The 15660-nt window shown below is 70.2% G+C and carries 14 protein-coding genes and 1 pseudogene; 9 read left to right on the top strand and 6 right to left on the bottom strand.

What is annotated here, in order from left to right:
• Positions 1 to 3: 3 nt before the first annotated feature.
• From DAT35_RS25870 to DAT35_RS25855, 4 genes are read right to left on the bottom strand one after another with little or no spacing between them, the layout of a single operon-like run.
• Positions 4 to 915 (bottom strand): 1,4-dihydroxy-2-naphthoate polyprenyltransferase, encoded by a 912-nt coding sequence (locus DAT35_RS25870; RefSeq protein WP_108069825.1) that lies wholly within the window; start codon positions 913 to 915, stop codon positions 4 to 6.
• 21 nt (positions 916 to 936) lie between these two features.
• Complete coding sequence (gene menH, locus DAT35_RS25865; protein WP_108069824.1) at positions 937 to 1797, bottom strand: 2-succinyl-6-hydroxy-2,4-cyclohexadiene-1-carboxylate synthase; 861 nt, start codon at positions 1795 to 1797, stop codon at positions 937 to 939.
• Entirely contained in the window at positions 1788 to 3557 is a 1770-nt protein-coding gene (menD, locus tag DAT35_RS25860; protein WP_108069823.1) for a 2-succinyl-5-enolpyruvyl-6-hydroxy-3-cyclohexene-1-carboxylic-acid synthase, read from the bottom strand. Before menD ends, menH begins: the two co-directional genes overlap by 10 nt.
• On the bottom strand, positions 3550 to 4851 hold the full coding sequence (locus DAT35_RS25855) for an isochorismate synthase MenF (RefSeq protein ID WP_108069822.1): 1302 nt from the start codon (positions 4849 to 4851) through the stop codon (positions 3550 to 3552). Before DAT35_RS25855 ends, menD begins: the two co-directional genes overlap by 8 nt.
• A 127-nt stretch (positions 4852 to 4978) precedes the next feature.
• Here DAT35_RS25855 and aroF point away from each other — a divergent pair, with 127 nt between their 5' ends.
• The 8 genes from aroF (at position 4979) to DAT35_RS25815 (ending at position 13145) form a co-directional block, all read left to right on the top strand.
• Positions 4979 to 5875, top strand: coding sequence for a 3-deoxy-7-phosphoheptulonate synthase (aroF, locus tag DAT35_RS25850; RefSeq protein WP_108069821.1), 897 nt, complete (start codon positions 4979 to 4981; stop codon positions 5873 to 5875).
• A complete protein-coding gene (ubiE, locus tag DAT35_RS25845; RefSeq protein WP_108069820.1) occupies positions 5872 to 6561 on the top strand; it encodes a bifunctional demethylmenaquinone methyltransferase/2-methoxy-6-polyprenyl-1,4-benzoquinol methylase UbiE in 690 nt (229 codons plus the stop codon). The genes aroF and ubiE overlap by 4 nt, the downstream gene beginning before the upstream one ends.
• Positions 6542 to 7144, top strand: coding sequence for a shikimate kinase (locus DAT35_RS25840; RefSeq protein WP_108069819.1), 603 nt, complete (start codon positions 6542 to 6544; stop codon positions 7142 to 7144). The genes ubiE and DAT35_RS25840 overlap by 20 nt, the downstream gene beginning before the upstream one ends.
• Positions 7141 to 8406 (top strand): shikimate dehydrogenase, encoded by a 1266-nt coding sequence (locus DAT35_RS25835; RefSeq protein ID WP_108069818.1) that lies wholly within the window; start codon positions 7141 to 7143, stop codon positions 8404 to 8406. The genes DAT35_RS25840 and DAT35_RS25835 overlap by 4 nt, the downstream gene beginning before the upstream one ends.
• Positions 8403 to 9422 carry a chorismate synthase gene (aroC, locus tag DAT35_RS25830; RefSeq protein ID WP_108069817.1) on the top strand — a complete coding sequence of 340 codons (1020 nt, stop codon included), beginning with the start codon at positions 8403 to 8405 and terminating at the stop codon, positions 9420 to 9422. The genes DAT35_RS25835 and aroC overlap by 4 nt, the downstream gene beginning before the upstream one ends.
• Positions 9419 to 10489, top strand: a complete 1071-nt coding sequence (locus DAT35_RS25825) for a 3-dehydroquinate synthase family protein (RefSeq protein ID WP_108069816.1) — start codon at positions 9419 to 9421, stop codon at positions 10487 to 10489. The genes aroC and DAT35_RS25825 overlap by 4 nt, the downstream gene beginning before the upstream one ends.
• Positions 10486 to 11760 carry a 3-phosphoshikimate 1-carboxyvinyltransferase gene (locus DAT35_RS25820; protein WP_199242999.1) on the top strand — a complete coding sequence of 425 codons (1275 nt, stop codon included), beginning with the start codon at positions 10486 to 10488 and terminating at the stop codon, positions 11758 to 11760. Before DAT35_RS25825 ends, DAT35_RS25820 begins: the two co-directional genes overlap by 4 nt.
• Positions 11761 to 11849: 89 nt before the next feature.
• On the top strand, positions 11850 to 13145 hold the full coding sequence (locus DAT35_RS25815) for a citrate synthase (protein WP_108069814.1): 1296 nt from the start codon (positions 11850 to 11852) through the stop codon (positions 13143 to 13145).
• An 87-nt stretch (positions 13146 to 13232) separates the two neighbouring features.
• On the opposite strand, the gene DAT35_RS25810 is transcribed toward DAT35_RS25815, so the two are convergent.
• Positions 13233 to 13748, bottom strand: coding sequence for a DUF2127 domain-containing protein (locus DAT35_RS25810; RefSeq protein ID WP_108069813.1), 516 nt, complete (start codon positions 13746 to 13748; stop codon positions 13233 to 13235).
• A 147-nt stretch (positions 13749 to 13895) separates the two neighbouring features.
• On the opposite strand from DAT35_RS25810, the pseudogene DAT35_RS62435 reads away from it, so the two are divergent.
• Positions 13896 to 14354 (top strand): annotated as a pseudogene (locus DAT35_RS62435) (DUF6600 domain-containing protein); the annotation flags it as partial.
• A 148-nt stretch (positions 14355 to 14502) separates the two neighbouring features.
• Here the strand turns inward: DAT35_RS62435 and DAT35_RS60010 are convergent.
• A complete protein-coding gene (locus DAT35_RS60010) occupies positions 14503 to 15483 on the bottom strand; it encodes a hypothetical protein (RefSeq protein WP_199243012.1) in 981 nt (326 codons plus the stop codon).
• Positions 15484 to 15660: the final 177 nt, after the last annotated feature.

The raw sequence follows: 15660 nt of genomic DNA, 5'->3' as shown, positions 1-15660 counted from the left end.
AGCTCACCTCAGCAACAGCCCCACCGAGAACAGCACCCCGAACACCAGTTGCAGCCTCGCCGTCCCACCCAGAGCCGGGTTCAACGCCGCTCCCTGCGCCCCCAGCACCAGCTTCAGCGGAGGCACCGCCACCGGCATGCTCAGCAGCGCCAGCAACACCCACGGGCTCGCCAGTCCCAGGCCCCACATCGCCAGCGGCGCCGCATAGGCAGCAACCAGCAGCAGTACGTACTCGGCCTTGCCCATCGTCGTGCCGAAGCGCACCACCAGCGTCCGCTTGCCCGCCTTCACGTCCGTCGACGCGTCCCGCAGGTTGTTCACCACCAGCAGCGCCGTGCCGATCGCCCCCACCGGAATCGCCGCCCACCACGCCGCCGGGCCCACCGTCAGCGTCTGCACGTAGAACGTCCCCGGCACCGCCACCAGCCCGAAGAAGATGAAGACGAAGATGTCTCCCAGCCCGTTGTACCCCAGCGGAAACGGGCCTCCCGTGTACGCGTAGCCCGCCAGCACCGACGCCAGCCCGATCGCCACGATGGGCCACCCGCCCACCACCACCAGGTAGATGCCCGTCACCACCGCCAGCCCGAAGCACAGCATCGCTCCCGCCAGCACCGTGCCCGGCGAGATCAGCCCGCTCTGCGTCACCCGCTTCGGTCCCAGCCGCTCGGCCGTGTCCGCGCCCTTCTTGAAGTCGTAGTAGTCGTTGGTGAAGTTCGTGCCGATCTGGATGAACATCGCGCCCACCAGCGCCGCGAGCGCCGGCAGCCACCGGCCCACGCCCAACCCGTAGGCGAGCGCCGTTCCCACCATCACCGGCACCAGCGCCGCCGTCAGCGTCTTCGGCCTCGCGGCCATCAACCACGTCTTCAAGGTGGGGCGAGGCGCCTCCACCGCGGGAGCAATCGCGTTCATGAGATGAATGGCTCTCGGGAGCTAGCCGTGGCCCCCGGCCGAGCTCTTGTCGGAGGCGGGATTCTCGAACTGCGGGGCTTCATACCAGGGAGTCTGCAGGAAGGAGATCACCTCGCGGGCGTACTCCTCCGGCACTTCCAGATGCGGAGCATGGGTGCACTCCTCGAACGAGCGGCGCCACACCACCGGCAGCTCCGCCGCCATCCGCCGGGCAATCTGCGTGAACTTGTTGTCCAGCACCCCCGTCAGCAGCAGCGTGGGCAACCGCTGGCGCTGCAGCTCCGGCCAGTAGTCCGGCTGCACCGCCAGGCCCAGGCACTCCAGTGCACCGATCAGCCCTTCCGCCGTGCACTCGTTGCGCCGGGCCCGGATGGCTTCCTGCTGCTCCACGGGCAGCTTGCGCAGGCCCGCGAAGAGCGGCAGCGACTCCCAGTACGCCACGAAGGACGCCACGCCCTTCTGACGGATGTGAGCCGCCAGTTGCGCGTCACTCACGCGCCGCTCCGTGCGGTGCTGGCGGCGGTGCAGTCCCGGTGAGCCGCTCTCCATGATGAGCCGCTCGAAGCGCTCGGGCCGGGTCATCGCCGCGGCCAGCGCGAAACGCGCGCCCTGCGAATAGCCCAGCAGGCTCGCCCGGGCCACGCCCACCTCGTCCAGCACCTGGAACAGCGCGTCGATCGTCTCGAGGAAGCCATCGCGGCCGGTGCGCGTGGGCAACGGCGTCTGGCCGTGGCCCGGCAGGTCCACCGAGATGGCCCGCACCTTGTCGCCCATCAAGGGGCGCAGGTGATCGAACGCGGACCGGTTCCCCGTGAATCCGTGCAAGAGGAGGAGCGGGTGCGGACCCTCTCCCCACGTCTCGTATGCCATCTTCAGAGCCATGGGCCTTCTCCCAGTGCGGTGGCCATCCTCGCGAAGAGTTGCCGGTGCAGGTCGACGTTCCTCGCGCGCTCGGCCACCTGGACCTCGACGAGGTGCAGGCCGCCCTTGAGGCCCTCGGCCACCGCCGAGCGCAGTGACGCGGGCGAGTCCGGGCGCCGGAACCGGGCCTGGTAGAGCGAGGCGGCGTGCGAGAGGTCCACGCCATGGGGCGTGCCCCACAGGGTCTCGTACTGGGACCGAGCCGCCTCGGCCTGCGCGATGGGAAGGAAGGAGAAGATGCCGCCCCCGTCGTTGTTGACCACCACCACCGTCAGCGGCACCCCGCTCCGGCGCGCCGTGAGCAGTCCGCCCACGTCGTGCAGGAAGGCCAAGTCTCCCGTCAGCAGCACCGTGGGCCGCCCCGACGCCGCCGCCACCCCGAGCGCGCTCGAGATGATCCCGTCGATGCCGTTGGCGCCCCGGTTGGCCAGCACCCGGAGGCCCCGGCCCGTCGAGGGCGCGAAGGCGTCCACGTCCCGGATGGGCATGCTGCTGGACACGAAGAGGTTCGCCCCGTCCGGCAGCGCCGACACCACCTCGTGGGCCACGCGCATCTCCGTGAGCGACGGATCTTCCGAGAAGGCTGACTCCAGCGCCGCCCGCGTCCACTGCTCGGCCCACAGGAAGCTGCGGGCCCAGGGCCCCAGACCTCGGGACAGACCCTGGGACAGCGCCTCGCAGGCCGCCACCGCCGAGCCCTCCACCACGCGCGAGGCTCGGTGCGCCGGATCGAAGAGCGAGCCGTCGTCACTGAAGAGCACCACCTCCGCGCCCGAGCCGTCGATCCACGCCTGCGTCCCCTTGGGCGTCAGGCCCCCGCCGAAGCGCAACACCAACTCCGGCCGGTGCGCCCTCGCGAAGGGCTCGTGCCGCAGCATCGCGTCGTAGAGCGACACCGTGGCCGGGCCGCCGCCGTAACGAGCCTGGGAAGCGGCCTCGGCCAGCACCGGGTAGCCAGTGGCCTCGGCCAGCGAGGCAATGGCCTCCGCGAAACCGTCGTTCTCGTCCCGAGGGCCGCAGACGATGACGCCCCGCTCGGTGGAGGCCACCTTCGTGCGGACCTCCTCCATCGCCCGGGGATCCGGCAGGCGCGCCGGCGGGATGATGCGCGTGACGGGAGCTCCCGGCCGTCCCTCGCGAGCCAGCGAGGAGAGGTGCTTCGAGTCGAAGACCCCCGGCGTGGGCGCGAGCGGCTCGCGGAACGGCACGTTGAGCTGCACCGCGCCCTTCGGCGCACGACAGGCAGTGGCCACGGCCCTCGACACGGTGGCGCGCAGGTGCACCAGCGCCGCGTCATCCGCCTCCGGAATGCCCACGTCCGCGAATAGCCGCGCGTACTCCCCGAAGAACCGCCCCTGCGGCACCGTCTGCGCCGCGCCCCACCCGTGCAACTCCAGGGGCCGGTCCGCGGTGAGCACCACCAGCGGCACGTGCGACATGGCCGCCTCGATGACCGCCGGGTAGAAGTGCGCGCCCGCGGTTCCACTCGTGGCCACCAGCACCACCGGCGCACGCGACTGCTTGGCCAGACCCAGTGCGAAGAAGCCCGCGCAGCGCTCGTCGATGATGGACCAGGTGCGCAATCCCTCCGTCCGGGCACACGCCAGCGCCAGGGGCGAGGAGCGCGAGCCAGGACACACCACCGCGTGCCTCACGCCACCTCTGACCAACTCCTCCAACAATGCCCGCGCCCAGAGCTGATTCAGGTTGGCGTCAGACATTTCCTCCTCCGAGGGCCCGCAACATGGTCAGGCTTTTCATCTCCGTCTCGCGCCATTCCGATTCGGCGCTGGATCCCGCCACGATACCAGCACCCACGAAGAGGCGGGCCCGAGATCCTTTGACGCGTGCCGAACGCAGCGCCACCATCTGGTGCGCCCGCCCGGGCCCTACCCAGCCGACCGGCCCCGCGTACCAGCCGCGATCCAGGGCCTCGTGCTCGACCAGGAACTCCAGTGCGCGCTCGCGGGGCGTGCCTCCTACTGCCGGTGTGGGGTGCAGCGCGGCCACCAGCTCGGCCACCCCCACCCCCTCGCGCAGCTCGGCGCGGATGCCGGTGCGCAGGTGCACCACGTTCTTCAGAGTGAGCAGCGCCGGCTCGGCATCCGCGTCGATGGTGTCGGTCAGGGGCTTCAACGCCTTGAGGATGTAGCGCACCACCGCCTCGTGCTCGCGACGATCCTTGTCGCTGTCTCCCAGCGCCCCGGCCTGCGTCGGTGGCGCGGTGCCCGCGAGCGCCTCCGTCTCCAGCCTGCGCCCCTCCCACCGGCACAGCGTCTCGGGCGTGGCGCCCAGGAAGGCCGTCCCGTCCGGCGCCCGGAAGAGGAACGTGGCACAGCGCGGGTTCTGCTCGCGCAGCCGGGCCAGCACCTCCACCCGATCAAACGCGCGCTCGCCCTCCACCTCCACCGCCCGCGCCATCACCACCTTCTGGAGACCCCCGGCGTTGATCGTCTCCACCGCGCGCTCCACGCGTCCCTCGAAGTCCGGACGGGACGAGGACAGCCGCAGGGCCTGGGCCCCGTTCCCCGGGTGACGATAGCCGGACGGAAAGGCCGCCCCCACCCGCGCCAGCCTCGAGCGCACCACGTCCTCGGCGCCGGGGCCCTCGGGCGCGAAGGCCGCCGCCGCCAGGCCCGTCCCCTCGCGCCACACCATCACCTCCGGCAGCGTCCACCGCCCGAAACCGAACGGGCTCCAGCCCTCGTCTCCATCCGCCGTGGAGAAGCGCATGCCCCCGAACCAGGGCCCTGGCAGGGCCGCGGGAGCCTCGTCCAACCACCGCACCGAGTCTGGTGCCGACAGCTCCCTCAGCACCCCATGGGCCTGCGCGGCGCTCCCGGCCTCCACCGATGCCGCCTCGCCCCAACCCGCCATCGCCTCCCGTGCCAGCGGCCGCTCCCAATACATGGACGGCTCGCCCAACACCTCCGCCCCCGCGAGCGGATCCACGGCGGCCAGGGACATCCTCCCTGCCACCCAGCGGCCTCCGTCAGCGGGTTCGAGCGTCGTCATCAGCGCTCCTCATGAGGCTCCACCACCAACCAAGGCAGCAACCTCTTGTTGTTCTGTACGCTGGTTTGGCTATACAAGCATCAAGGGGTTCAAAACAACGTGAACTCCACATGGGACGGAGGCGCCCGTGAGCGGCAAGCCAGGTGAGGAAGGCGGGAGCACCCCCCGCGAAGGGACCCCGCAGGTGGATCGGGCCTGGAGGCCCGAGGGGACGCGCGTGCGGGTGGGACGGGTGGAGATTGGCGGCCCCGGTTTCGTGGTGATGGCGGGCCCGTGCGCCGTGGAGGGCATGGAGCAGACGGAGCAGACCGCCGCCGCCGTGGCCACCGCGGGCGCCCATGTGTTGCGCGGTGGGGTGTTCAAGCCCCGCACCAGCCCCTACTCCTTCCAGGGAATGGGAGAGCCCGGGCTGCGCGTGCTGTCCGAGGTGGCGCGCAAGGTGGGGCTGCCCATCATCAGCGAGGTAATGGAGTCCACGCAGATTCCGCTCATGGCGGAGCACGTGGACATCCTCCAGGTGGGCGCGCGCAACATGCAGAACTTCTCGCTGCTGCGAGCGCTCGGGAAGGTGCGCAAGCCGGTGCTGCTCAAGCGGGGCCTGGCGGCGACGTTCCAGGAGTGGCTGCTGGCGGCCGAGTACGTGCTGGACGGCGGCAACGAGCAGGTCATCCTCTGCGAGCGCGGCATCCGCACCTTCGAGACGGCCACGCGCAACACGCTGGACCTGGGAATCGTGGCGCTGGCGAAGGAGCGCACCCACCTGCCGGTCATCGTGGATCCGTCGCACGCCACCGGGGTGCCGGAGCTCATCCAGCCCATGGCGCTGGCGGCGGCGGCGGCGGGAGCGGACGGGCTGCTCATCGAAGTGCACACCCGGCCCGAGCAGGCGCTGTGTGATGGGCAGCAGGCCCTCACGCCGGAGAGGTTCCAACAATTGATGCGGCGGCTGCCCGGTGTGCTACACGCCGTGGACCGTCACCTTTGGAGGCCGGAGGTTCCGGCCCATGTCGCGGGGGCTCGATGAGCGCTGAAGTCCGTCAGATGTTCTCCTCCATCGCCACTCGGTACGACGTGACGAACGAGGTCATGTCGTTCGGCATCCATCGCCTCTGGCGGCGCGCGGCCGTGCGCCACAGCGGCGCCCAGGAGGGCAGTGCCGTCCTCGACTGCGCCACCGGCACGGGCGACCTGGCGCTGGCCTTCAAGCGCAAGGTGGGCGCGTCGGGCCGGGTGATGGGCACCGACTTCTGCAAGGAGATGCTGGACAGCGCTCCCGCCAAGGCCGCCCGCGAGGGGCTCCAGGTGGAGTTCCAGGTGGCCGATGCCATGGCGCTGCCCTTCGCGGACGCCAGCTTCGACGTGGCCTCCATCGCCTTCGGCATCCGCAACGTGGATGATCCGGTGAAGTGCCTCAAGGAGATGGGCCGCGTGGTCCGCCCCGGTGGCCGGGTGGTGGTGCTCGAGTTCGGCCAGCCCACGGGCTTCTTCGGCGCCCTGTTCCGCATCTACAGCAAGGTGGTCATGCCCACCATCGGTGGCCTGCTCACCGGCAACCGGGCGGCCTACGAGTACCTGCCTCGCACCTCGGCCGCCTTCCCCGCCGGGGACAAGTTCCTCGCCCTGATGGAGCAATCCGGCGCTTATAAGGAGCGGGTGGCCCACCCGCTGACGTTCGGGACAGCCTACGTCTATGTCGGTACCGTCCGCTGAGCAGCGGCACCAGATCATCGAGAGAATCCTCTCGGCCGTGGATCCACGGCTCGCGTCCGCGCTGAGGCAGGAGCTCGTCCTGCCCGGCCCGGGACTCCTGCCCTCCGAGGGGCAGACCGTCGTCATCGGCGGGCACCGCGCCGCGGGCAAGACGCGGCTGCTGCCCCTGGTGAGCGCGCTGCTCGGCAGGCCAGGGCTGGACCTGGATGCCGAGCTCGAGCGCCGCTCGGGCCGCTCGCTCCGGGATTGGGTCGCCCAGGACACCCAGGGCTTCCGTGCCGCCGAGCGAGACATGCTCCAGGTGCTGCCTCGGGGCTCCGTCATCGCCGTGGGCGGCGGATTCCTTTCGAACCACCCGGACGCCCTCGAATCCTGTTACACCCTGCTCGTGCCCGTCTCCTTCGAGACCTACCGCGAGCGGCTCCTCGCCGACACCTCCCGCCCCCGGCTGCGCCCCGGTGTGTCGCTGGAGGAGGAGATCCGCTCCGTCTACGAGCAGCGCCAGGTGCTCCACGCTCGCGTCCCCACCGTGAGCCTCGCCGACTTCCTCCGCGCCTTCAGGTCCCTCGGGAGCCAAGCATGACGTCGGCCCGCCGCGTCGTCACCCTGCCCCCGAGCCTGCGTGGCCCCGAAGCCCTCCGCTTCGCCACCGACGCCCGGAGCCGGGGTGCCGACGTGCTGGAGGTGCGGACGGATCTGCACCCGGCGGAGGCGGTGGACGCGGCAGAGTTGGCGAAGGTGATGGATCTGCTCGTGTCCGAGCGCGGTACACCCCTGCCTCCCGCGTGGGTCGCCGCCGCCCGGTGGGTGGATCGGGATGTCGTCCACGCGGGTGCGCTGGATGCTCCCGTGGGGAAGTTGCTGGCCTCGCACCACGCCGAGCGGCCCCTGAGCACCGAGGAGGCCCTGCGCCTGTGGGACGTGGCGCTCCCAGCGGGCGCCCTGGTGAAGCATGTCGAGCCGCTCGGGGATGTGTCCCAGGTGCGGATCGCAGCGCTGCTGGAGACCCAGACCCGGCTGCGCGCACGGTTCGGCGAGGGACGGGTGACCGTGCTCGCGATGAATGCCATCGCGCTTCCCGTCCGCGCCGTGCTCGCCCGGCGCAACGTGCTGGATTACGTCGCCGTGGGTGGCGATTGGAAGGCGGCCCCGGGTCAGAGACTGCTCGCGGATGCGTTCCGGGAGGCGCGGGCGCTCGGCGCCACGGGCTCCACCCGGGATTCCCGATTGGCGATCCTCGGCACGTCGATCGCTCATTCGCGCTCGCCTCGCATCCACCTCCAGCCCTTCGACCGCATCGACATCCCCGAGGACGCTCCCGTGGAAGCCCTCGTGGATGCGCTCTTGCCGCACTACCGCGGCTTCGCCGTCACCAGCCCCTTCAAGATCCGCCTCGCCCGGCATACCGGCTCGCCGCTCGACGCCATCAACACCCTCGTCCGCCGTGGCGACCGCTGGGAGTCCTTCAACACCGATACCGAGGGCGCTCGCACCGTCCTCGAGCGGCTCGGCGCCCGTGAGGCCTTCGTCCTCGGAGACGGGGGTGCCAGTGCCGCCATCCGCGTCGTGGCGCCCGAGGCCGGCTGCCGGCTCCGCTTCCTGCGCCGCGCGGAAATCTCCGAGCCCCTCGGCGGTTCCGGTATCTGGACCTGGCCCGATCGCATCACCCCACCCGACGCCCTCCGCTTCGAGGGAGCCCGCGTCGCCGTCATCGCCTACGGAGCCCCGGCGCGCCGCATCGCCGCTGACATCACCCGCCGCGGGGGGACGCCGGTGCTCCTCGGCGCGGCATGGTTCATCGCCCAGGCCCGCCGGCAGCGAGCCCTCTGGGAGTCCGCCTCATGAATACCTTCGGTACCCTCTTCCGCCTCACCACCTTCGGCGAGAGCCACGGCCCCGCGCTCGGTTCCATCATCGATGGCTGCCCCGCGGGCATTCCCCTCGAGCGCGAGCTCATCCAGACCGCGCTCGACCGCCGCCGCCCCGGCCAGTCATCCCTCACCACCGCACGCGCCGAGCCCGACCAGGTGGAGATCCTCTCCGGCGTCTTCGAGGGCAAGACGCTCGGCACGCCCATCGCGGCCATCGTCCGCAACACCAACCAGCGCTCCGGGGACTACGAGAAGCTCAAGAGCGAGGATCGCCCCGGCCACGCCGACGCCGTCTGGCGCGAGCGCTTCAAGCACCGGGACCACCGCGGGGGTGGGCGCACCAGCGGCCGCGAGACGCTCTGCCGCGTCATCGGTGGCGCCGTCGCCGAGGCGTACCTCGCCCAGGCCTTCCCCGAGATGCGCACCGTCGCTTGGGTCTCGCAGGTGGGCAACCTGATGTCCGCCGTGCCGGCGCCCGGCCTCTCCCGCGAGATGGTGGACGCTCACCCGACCCGCTGCCCGGATCCGGTGGCCCGCGAGGAGATGTCCAAGCGGATCCTCACCGCCAAGGAGGCCGGTGACAGCCTGGGCGGCTCCATCGACGTGCGCGTGGACGGCCTGCCCGTGGGCCTCGGCGAGCCCATCTTCGGCAAGATGAAAGCGCTGTTCGCGCACGCGCTGGGCAGCGTGGGCGCCGTCACCGGCGTCGTCTGGGGCCCACCGGATCTGCTCGCACGCATCGAGCAGCCCGGCAGCGTGTTCCACTCCCAGAAGGACACCTACGGCGGCATCCAGGGCGGCCTGGCCAATGGCGAGCCCGTGTCCCTGCGCGTCTACTTCAAGCCTCCCGCCACGCTCGCGGACCACGCGAAGTCGGGGAGACATGATCCCTGCATCATGCCCCGCGCCGTCCCGGTGCTCGAGGCCATGGTCTCGCTCGTCCTGGCCGACCTCGTCCTGCAGTTGAACGCCCGACCCCACTCCGTATGATCCAACTTCCTCCTGGCGCCTACCGCCACGCCACCGACCGGTGGGGCTCCTTCAAGCGTCTGAGCACCACCCTTCCCGAGGGCAGCATCGCCGTCGTGGATCGCCGCGTGGCGCGCCTGCACCCCACGCTGTTGCCGGCCCTCAAGGCGCGCAAACCCCGCGCCATCATCCAGCTCACCGGCGGTGAGGTCGCGAAGACCTTCGAGGCCCTGGAGCAGGTGCTCGTGGCGGGCCTATCGATGCCACGCTCGGGCACGCTGATCGCCATCGGCGGAGGAACCATCGGCGACGTGGCCACGGTGGCCGCGCACCTGCTCAAGCGGGGCGTGCGGCTGGTGCAGGTGCCCACCACGCTGCTGGCGGCGGTGGACAGCAGCCTGGGTGGCAAGGGCGCGGTGGACGTGACGGTGAAGGGGCGCGTGGTGAAGAACCCGGTGGGCGTCTTCCACTACGCCGAGGAGGCGTGGCTGTGCCCCGAGTTCTACGCCAGCCTCTCGGACACCCAGCGCCGCGAGGGCGCGCTCGAGGCGTGGAAGATGGTGGCCTGCATCGACGAGGCGCTCTTCCGCTCCTACGTGCGCCGGGAGCCCGCGCTGGAGCGGATGGTGAAGGACGCGCGCCGCCTCAAGGAGTCCGTCTGCGCGCAGGACCCCTATGAGCAGGAGGGGCTGCGGCGGGTGCTCAACTTCGGCCACACCTTCGGCCACGTGCTGGAGAGCGTCTCGCGCTTCAAGCTGTCGCACGGGGATGCGGTGGGCCTGGGAATGCTGTGCGCGCTCGACGTGGGCCGCGCCATGGGCATCACCCCCGAGGACGTGGCATCGCAGGTGGAGGACGCGCTGCACGAGGGGCCCGGGGTGCTCGGCCGGAAGCGAACGGCGGAGCTGCTCAAGCGCGCGAAGCTCAACGACGTGACGGCCCTGCTGTCCGCGGACAAGAAAGCGGGCCGCGGCGGGGAGCTGCGCATGGTACTGATCACGGACATCGGCAACGCCGTGGTACGCGACGTCTCCGAGGACGTATGGCGCAAGCTGTGGCCCGCATGGACCCGAGGGGTACGCCCATGACGACGACGACAACGAAGATTCATGTCGACCCGAGCCAGCTCGGCTCCGCCGTCCTCACGCCGCCCATCTCCAAGTCGGACGCCCAGCGGGCGCTGGTGCTGGCGCACCTCACGGGCGCATGGCCCCTGCCCGTCCTCCAGGAGGAGCCCGAGCACTTCCTGCCCGCGGACGTGCGCGTGCTGCGCCGGGGCATCGAGGCCCTGCGCCTGCCTCCGGGCCCCGTGCGCGACGTGGACTGCGCGGATGGAGGAGCCCCCTTCCGCATCCTCGTCACCCAGGCCGCGGTGACACCCGGCGCACACGTGCGCCTCACGGGCACGCCGCGGCTCGGCGAACGGCCCCATGGCCCCCTGTTCGAGTCCCTGCGCGAGGCCCTGGGCCCCACTGGGCTCGTCCTCACCGAGGGCCATCCCTGGCCCGTGGGGATCCGCGCCCCCACCACCACCGGTGAGCCCGTCTTCCGCGTGCCGGGTGCGCAGAGCAGCCAGTACGCCTCCAGCCTGCTGCTGGGCTGCGCGGCCCTGTACCTGCGCGAGCGTCGCCCGTGGCGCGTGGAGATCATCGGCCCGCTGACGAGCGCTGGCTACCTGGAGCTCACCGTCTCCTGGCTGCGCCGCTTCGGCTTCACCGTCCAGGAGCACGACGGCCGCTTCGAGGTCTCGGGCTACCGTGCGCCCGAGCGCACCCCGGCGATGCCGGGTGACTGGTCGTCCCTGGGCTATCTGCTGCTCATCTCCTGGCGCACCGGCGGCTCGGTGGAGCGGGCGGACCTCTCGAGCGCCCATCCGGACCAGGCCCTCGTCCAACTGGTGGAACGCGCGGGCCTCAAGGCGGTTCCCGGCCCCCAGGACACCCTGCGCCTGGCGGGCACGGCCCGGGACGGACTGGTCGCCTCGGGCAAGGAGTGCCCGGACCTGCTGCCCACCCTGGCGGCGCTCGCGTGTGTGCTTCCGAGCCCCTCCACCCTGACCGACGTGGGAATCCTGCGACTCAAAGAGAGCGACCGCCTGGAGGGAATCCGCACACTTGTGGATGCTTTCGGTGGCAAGACCGTGCTGGAGGGAGAGACACTCACAATCCACCCTCCTACCTCCCATCCGCCGCGCTTCTCCATGGACAGTAAGGGAGATCACCGTCAAGCAATGGTCGCGGCTACTCTCTCTGTTGTGTCGGGTGTTCCCCTCACCCTTACCGGACCTGAATGCGTGGAGAAGAGCTTCCCTGGCTTCTGGCGACAGTTGGAGCGCACCGGGGTCCGACTCACGTCGTGAAACGGGCGTTGCCTGGGAGGAAACGCGGCCCCCCCAGGTGTCGTTCTTTTTTGTTGAAAGCGCTCTGCCGCCTGTGAAAAGTCCCGCCCATGCCAAAGGACACGCTGACCATTACGGACAACCGTACCGGGAAGACGTACGAGGTCCCGGTTGAGAACGGCTGCATTCGGACCAACGCTCTCAGGCAGATCAAGGTCTCGGAGGAAGACTTTGGTTTGATGGGTTACGACCCGGCGTTCCTGAACACCGCCAACTGCAAGAGCGCCATCACCTTCATCGATGGTGACAAGGGCATCCTCGAGTACCGGGGCTACCCCATCGAGCAGCTGGCGGAGCGTTCGTCGTTCCTCGAGGTCGCATATCTCCTGCTGAACGGAGAGCTCCCGACCCAGAAACAGATCGAGGAGTTCACCTACCTCGTGACGCACCACACGTACGTGCACGAGAACATCAAGACGTTCATGGACGGGTTCCGCTACGACGCGCACCCCATGTCCATGCTGTCGTCCACGGTGGCGGCGCTCTCGGGCTTCTACCCGGACGCCAAGCACATCAAGGACGAGCGCAGCCGCCGCATCCAGATGACGCGGCTCATCGCGAAGATGCCCACCATCGCGGCGTTCTCCTACCGCCACAGCATGGGCCTGCCCTACGTCTACCCGGACAACGAGCTGTCCTATGTGGGCAACTTCCTGGCGATGATCCGGAAGATCGGCACCACGACGTACAAGGTCCACCCGACGCTGGAGAAGGCGCTCGACATCCTCTTCATCCTGCACGCGGACCACGAGCAGAACTGTTCCACCACGTCGGTGCGCACGGTGGGCTCCTCCGAGGTGGATCCGTACTCGGCGGTGGCCGCGGGCATCGCGGCGCTCTACGGCCCGCTGCACGGCGGCGCCAACGAGGCCGTGCTGCGCATGCTGCGCGAGATCGGCCACGTGTCGAAGGTGCCCGAGTTCATCAAGGCGGTGAAGGGCGGCGAGGGTGAGAAGAAGCTGATGGGCTTCGGTCACCGCGTGTACAAGTCCTACGATCCGCGCGCCAAGGTCATCAAGCGCGTGGCGGACGAGGTCTTCGAGGTCACCGGCAAGAATCCGCTGCTGGAGATCGCCGTGGAGCTCGAGCGCATCGCTCTGCAGGACGAGTACTTCGTCAAGCGCAAGCTGTACCCGAACGTGGACTTCTACTCGGGCCTCATCTACGAGGCGATGGGCTTCCCCGTGGAGATGTTCCCCGTCCTCTTCGCCATTCCGCGCACCGTGGGTTGGGTGACGCAGTGGGAGGAGATGGTGAAGGATCCGGAGCAGAAGATCGCTCGTCCCCGCCAGGTGTACACGGGCTCCAAGCGGCGCGACTACGTGCCGATGACGGACCGCAAGTAGCACCGGGCACCGTCTCTCCAGGAAGGGCCAGGGTGGGGATCTCCGGATCCATCGCCTTGGCCCTTTCGGCGTTTCAGGACCCCTTGCTCAATGCGCATACGAGGGGACCTGCCTCCCGCCACCCCCGGAAGCCCTCGAGCGTCGGCGCCGGGCGATCCGAACCGCGAGGTACACCGCTACGGCGACGTTGAGGCCCAGCCCGACCGCCTTGGCGATGCTGGGGCGCTTGACCAGTTCGTAGAGCTCGAAGGGGATGAACGACACGGTGATGAAGAGGGTGAAGTATTCAGCCCAGAGCCTGTCGAACCACAGCCCCACGCCCTCGATGAGGAAGAGCACCGCGTAGGTGAACGAGACCGCACTGATCTCCACCAGCTTGCGCGAGTCGAGCAGCGAGAGTGTGTGGAAGATCCGCTCCGCGATCGGCCCGCTCAGGCTCATGCCGGAGGCGGCGAGCCAGCGCGCGACGGTCTCGGTGGTGCCCTCGCCGAGCACGTCCAGCACCCCCACCCCGATCGCAATCAGCGCCATGGCCTTCACCAGTTTGAACACGGCGATGAGGCGGGTGAGCCCCCGACCCCCATGTGGCGTGGCCTCGTTCATGTTCGAAGATAGAGCCGGACCGAGGCCCCATGCAGGGCACTCACGGAGAGGAGTCCTTCGAGAGAGCGCTCTCTCCTCTCCGAGCCCCGCGCGGCCACCTCCACCACACGTTAATGCTCCAGGGAGACTCCACCGGGAGCAACCCTCATGGGCTCGCGCATGAAAGCCGCCTCCTGGCTGCTCGCCACGAGCGGCCTCTTCACCCTGGCCTCTCTGGGCCAGGCCGGGTGCGCCACCCCGGAAGCCGGAGAGGAACTGGCGCTGGAGTCCACTCCGGCCGGGCTGAGCGTGGACGTGGAGGACCCCTTCTACGACGCGCTGGCGCCGTACGGCCAATGGGTGGAGGTGCCCGGCGTGGGACGCGCCTGGCAGCCCTCTCCCGCCGAGGTGGGCGCCGAATTCGTCCCCTACGCCACGGGTGGCCAGTGGGTGTACAGCGACGTCGGTTGGACGTTCGTCACGGGCTGGAGGTGGGGTTGGGCGCCCTTCCATTACGGGCGGTGGTTCCTCTCGCCCTACTTCGGTTGGGTCTGGGCACCGGGGCTGCAGTGGGCACCCGCCTGGGTCGACTGGCGTTGGGGCGGTGGCTACGTCGGCTGGGCGCCCCTTCCACCCACCGGGTTCGCCGTGGAGCCGATCTGGTGGACGTGCCTGGCCCAGCAGGACTTCATCCGGCCCGATGTCTTCCTCTACAGACTGCCGCGAGACCGCGCCCTCGTCGCCCTCCACCGGATGCACCCTGTGACGGAGACGGTCAGGCGGCCAGGCGAGCGATGGAACCGAGGCCCCGAGCCCTCCCAGGTGCGGCAAGTGACGGGGCAGCCCGTTCCCCACGCCGAGTTGCACGAGCCTCCGCCGGGTGAGCCGCCTCGGCCTCCGCCCCCCGCTCGGCATGAGCCCCCCGCTCCACCGCCGCAGGCTCCGCCACCCCATGCGGAACATCCTCCCGCCCACCCGGAGCAGAAGCCGCCGCCACCTCCGCGACATGGCGAGCCCAATCCACACGAGGCGCCTCCACCGCGTGAGGTGACTCCCCCATCTGCGCCGCCACGGCACGGCGAGCACGAGGCACAGCCACCTCCTCCGTCTCAGCCACCACCGCGCGAAGCGCCGCCTCCTTCTCCGCCACCTCGGCATGGCGAACACGAGGCACAGCCACCTCCTCCGTCTCAGCCACCGCCACGCGAAGCGCCGCCTCCTTCTCCACCACCGCGGCACGGCGAGCACGAGGCACAGCCGCCTCCTCCGTCTCAGCCACCACCGCGCGAAGCGCCACCTCCTCCGCCGCCGCGACACGGCGATCCCGACTCACACGAGGCACATCCTCCCCCTGCGCCTCAGCCACCTCCTCCGCCGCCGCGACACGGCGATCCCGACTCACACGAGGCACATCCTCCCCCTGCGCCTCAGCCACCTCCGCCTCCTCAGCACGGCGAGCCCGGCGCACATGAGGCACATCCACCGCCACCTCCGGCGCAGCCACCGCCGCGCGAGTCGCCTCCACCTGCCTCACCGCCTCCTCCGGCACATCCACCGCCGCACGAGTCGCCTCCACCCGCCCCTCCGCCTCCACCTGCCCCTCCACCACGCGAGTCGCCTCCACCCGCCCCTCCGCCACCTCCGGCGCAGCCTCCACCACGCGAGTCACCTCCACCTGCCCCTCCGCCGCGCGAGTCACCTCCACCTGCCCCTCCGCCACCTCCGGCGCAGCCACCACCGCACGAGTCACCTCCACCACAGGAGACTCCTCGGCCCGAGCAGCCCCCACCGGAACACTCCCCGGAGTCGCCTCACAACCCAGCACCCAACTCCGAGCCGCATCACGACCACTGAAATCCAGGCAAGGGCTCGACTCCCATCACCCCGGTCGAGAGGCCCCACCTATGTGTCCCGAGGAGCTCGCTGGACAGCT

Origin of the sequence: Vitiosangium sp. GDMCC 1.1324 (genome assembly GCF_003044305.1) — a bacterium.
Taxonomy (GTDB): domain Bacteria; phylum Myxococcota; class Myxococcia; order Myxococcales; family Myxococcaceae; genus Archangium.
This window is presented reverse-complemented; position numbering and strand designations above follow the sequence as displayed.

Excerpts from the sequence above, each read along its gene's own strand:
- DAT35_RS25815 (WP_108069814.1), top strand. The coding sequence starts at position 11,850 with ATGCCAAAGGACACGCTGACCATTACGGACAACCGTACCGGGAAGACG.
- DAT35_RS25870 (WP_108069825.1), bottom strand. The coding sequence starts at position 915 with ATGAACGCGATTGCTCCCGCGGTGGAGGCGCCTCGCCCCACCTTGAAG.
- DAT35_RS25820 (WP_199242999.1), top strand. The coding sequence starts at position 10,486 with ATGACGACGACGACAACGAAGATTCATGTCGACCCGAGCCAGCTCGGC.
- aroC (WP_108069817.1), top strand. The coding sequence starts at position 8,403 with ATGAATACCTTCGGTACCCTCTTCCGCCTCACCACCTTCGGCGAGAGC.
- menD (WP_108069823.1), bottom strand. The coding sequence starts at position 3,557 with ATGTCTGACGCCAACCTGAATCAGCTCTGGGCGCGGGCATTGTTGGAG.
- menH (WP_108069824.1), bottom strand. The coding sequence starts at position 1,797 with ATGGCTCTGAAGATGGCATACGAGACGTGGGGAGAGGGTCCGCACCCG.
- DAT35_RS25855 (WP_108069822.1), bottom strand. The coding sequence starts at position 4,851 with ATGACGACGCTCGAACCCGCTGACGGAGGCCGCTGGGTGGCAGGGAGG.
- ubiE (WP_108069820.1), top strand. The coding sequence starts at position 5,872 with ATGAGCGCTGAAGTCCGTCAGATGTTCTCCTCCATCGCCACTCGGTAC.
- DAT35_RS25810 (WP_108069813.1), bottom strand. The coding sequence starts at position 13,748 with ATGAACGAGGCCACGCCACATGGGGGTCGGGGGCTCACCCGCCTCATC.
- DAT35_RS25825 (WP_108069816.1), top strand. The coding sequence starts at position 9,419 with ATGATCCAACTTCCTCCTGGCGCCTACCGCCACGCCACCGACCGGTGG.
- DAT35_RS25840 (WP_108069819.1), top strand. The coding sequence starts at position 6,542 with ATGTCGGTACCGTCCGCTGAGCAGCGGCACCAGATCATCGAGAGAATC.
- DAT35_RS25835 (WP_108069818.1), top strand. The coding sequence starts at position 7,141 with ATGACGTCGGCCCGCCGCGTCGTCACCCTGCCCCCGAGCCTGCGTGGC.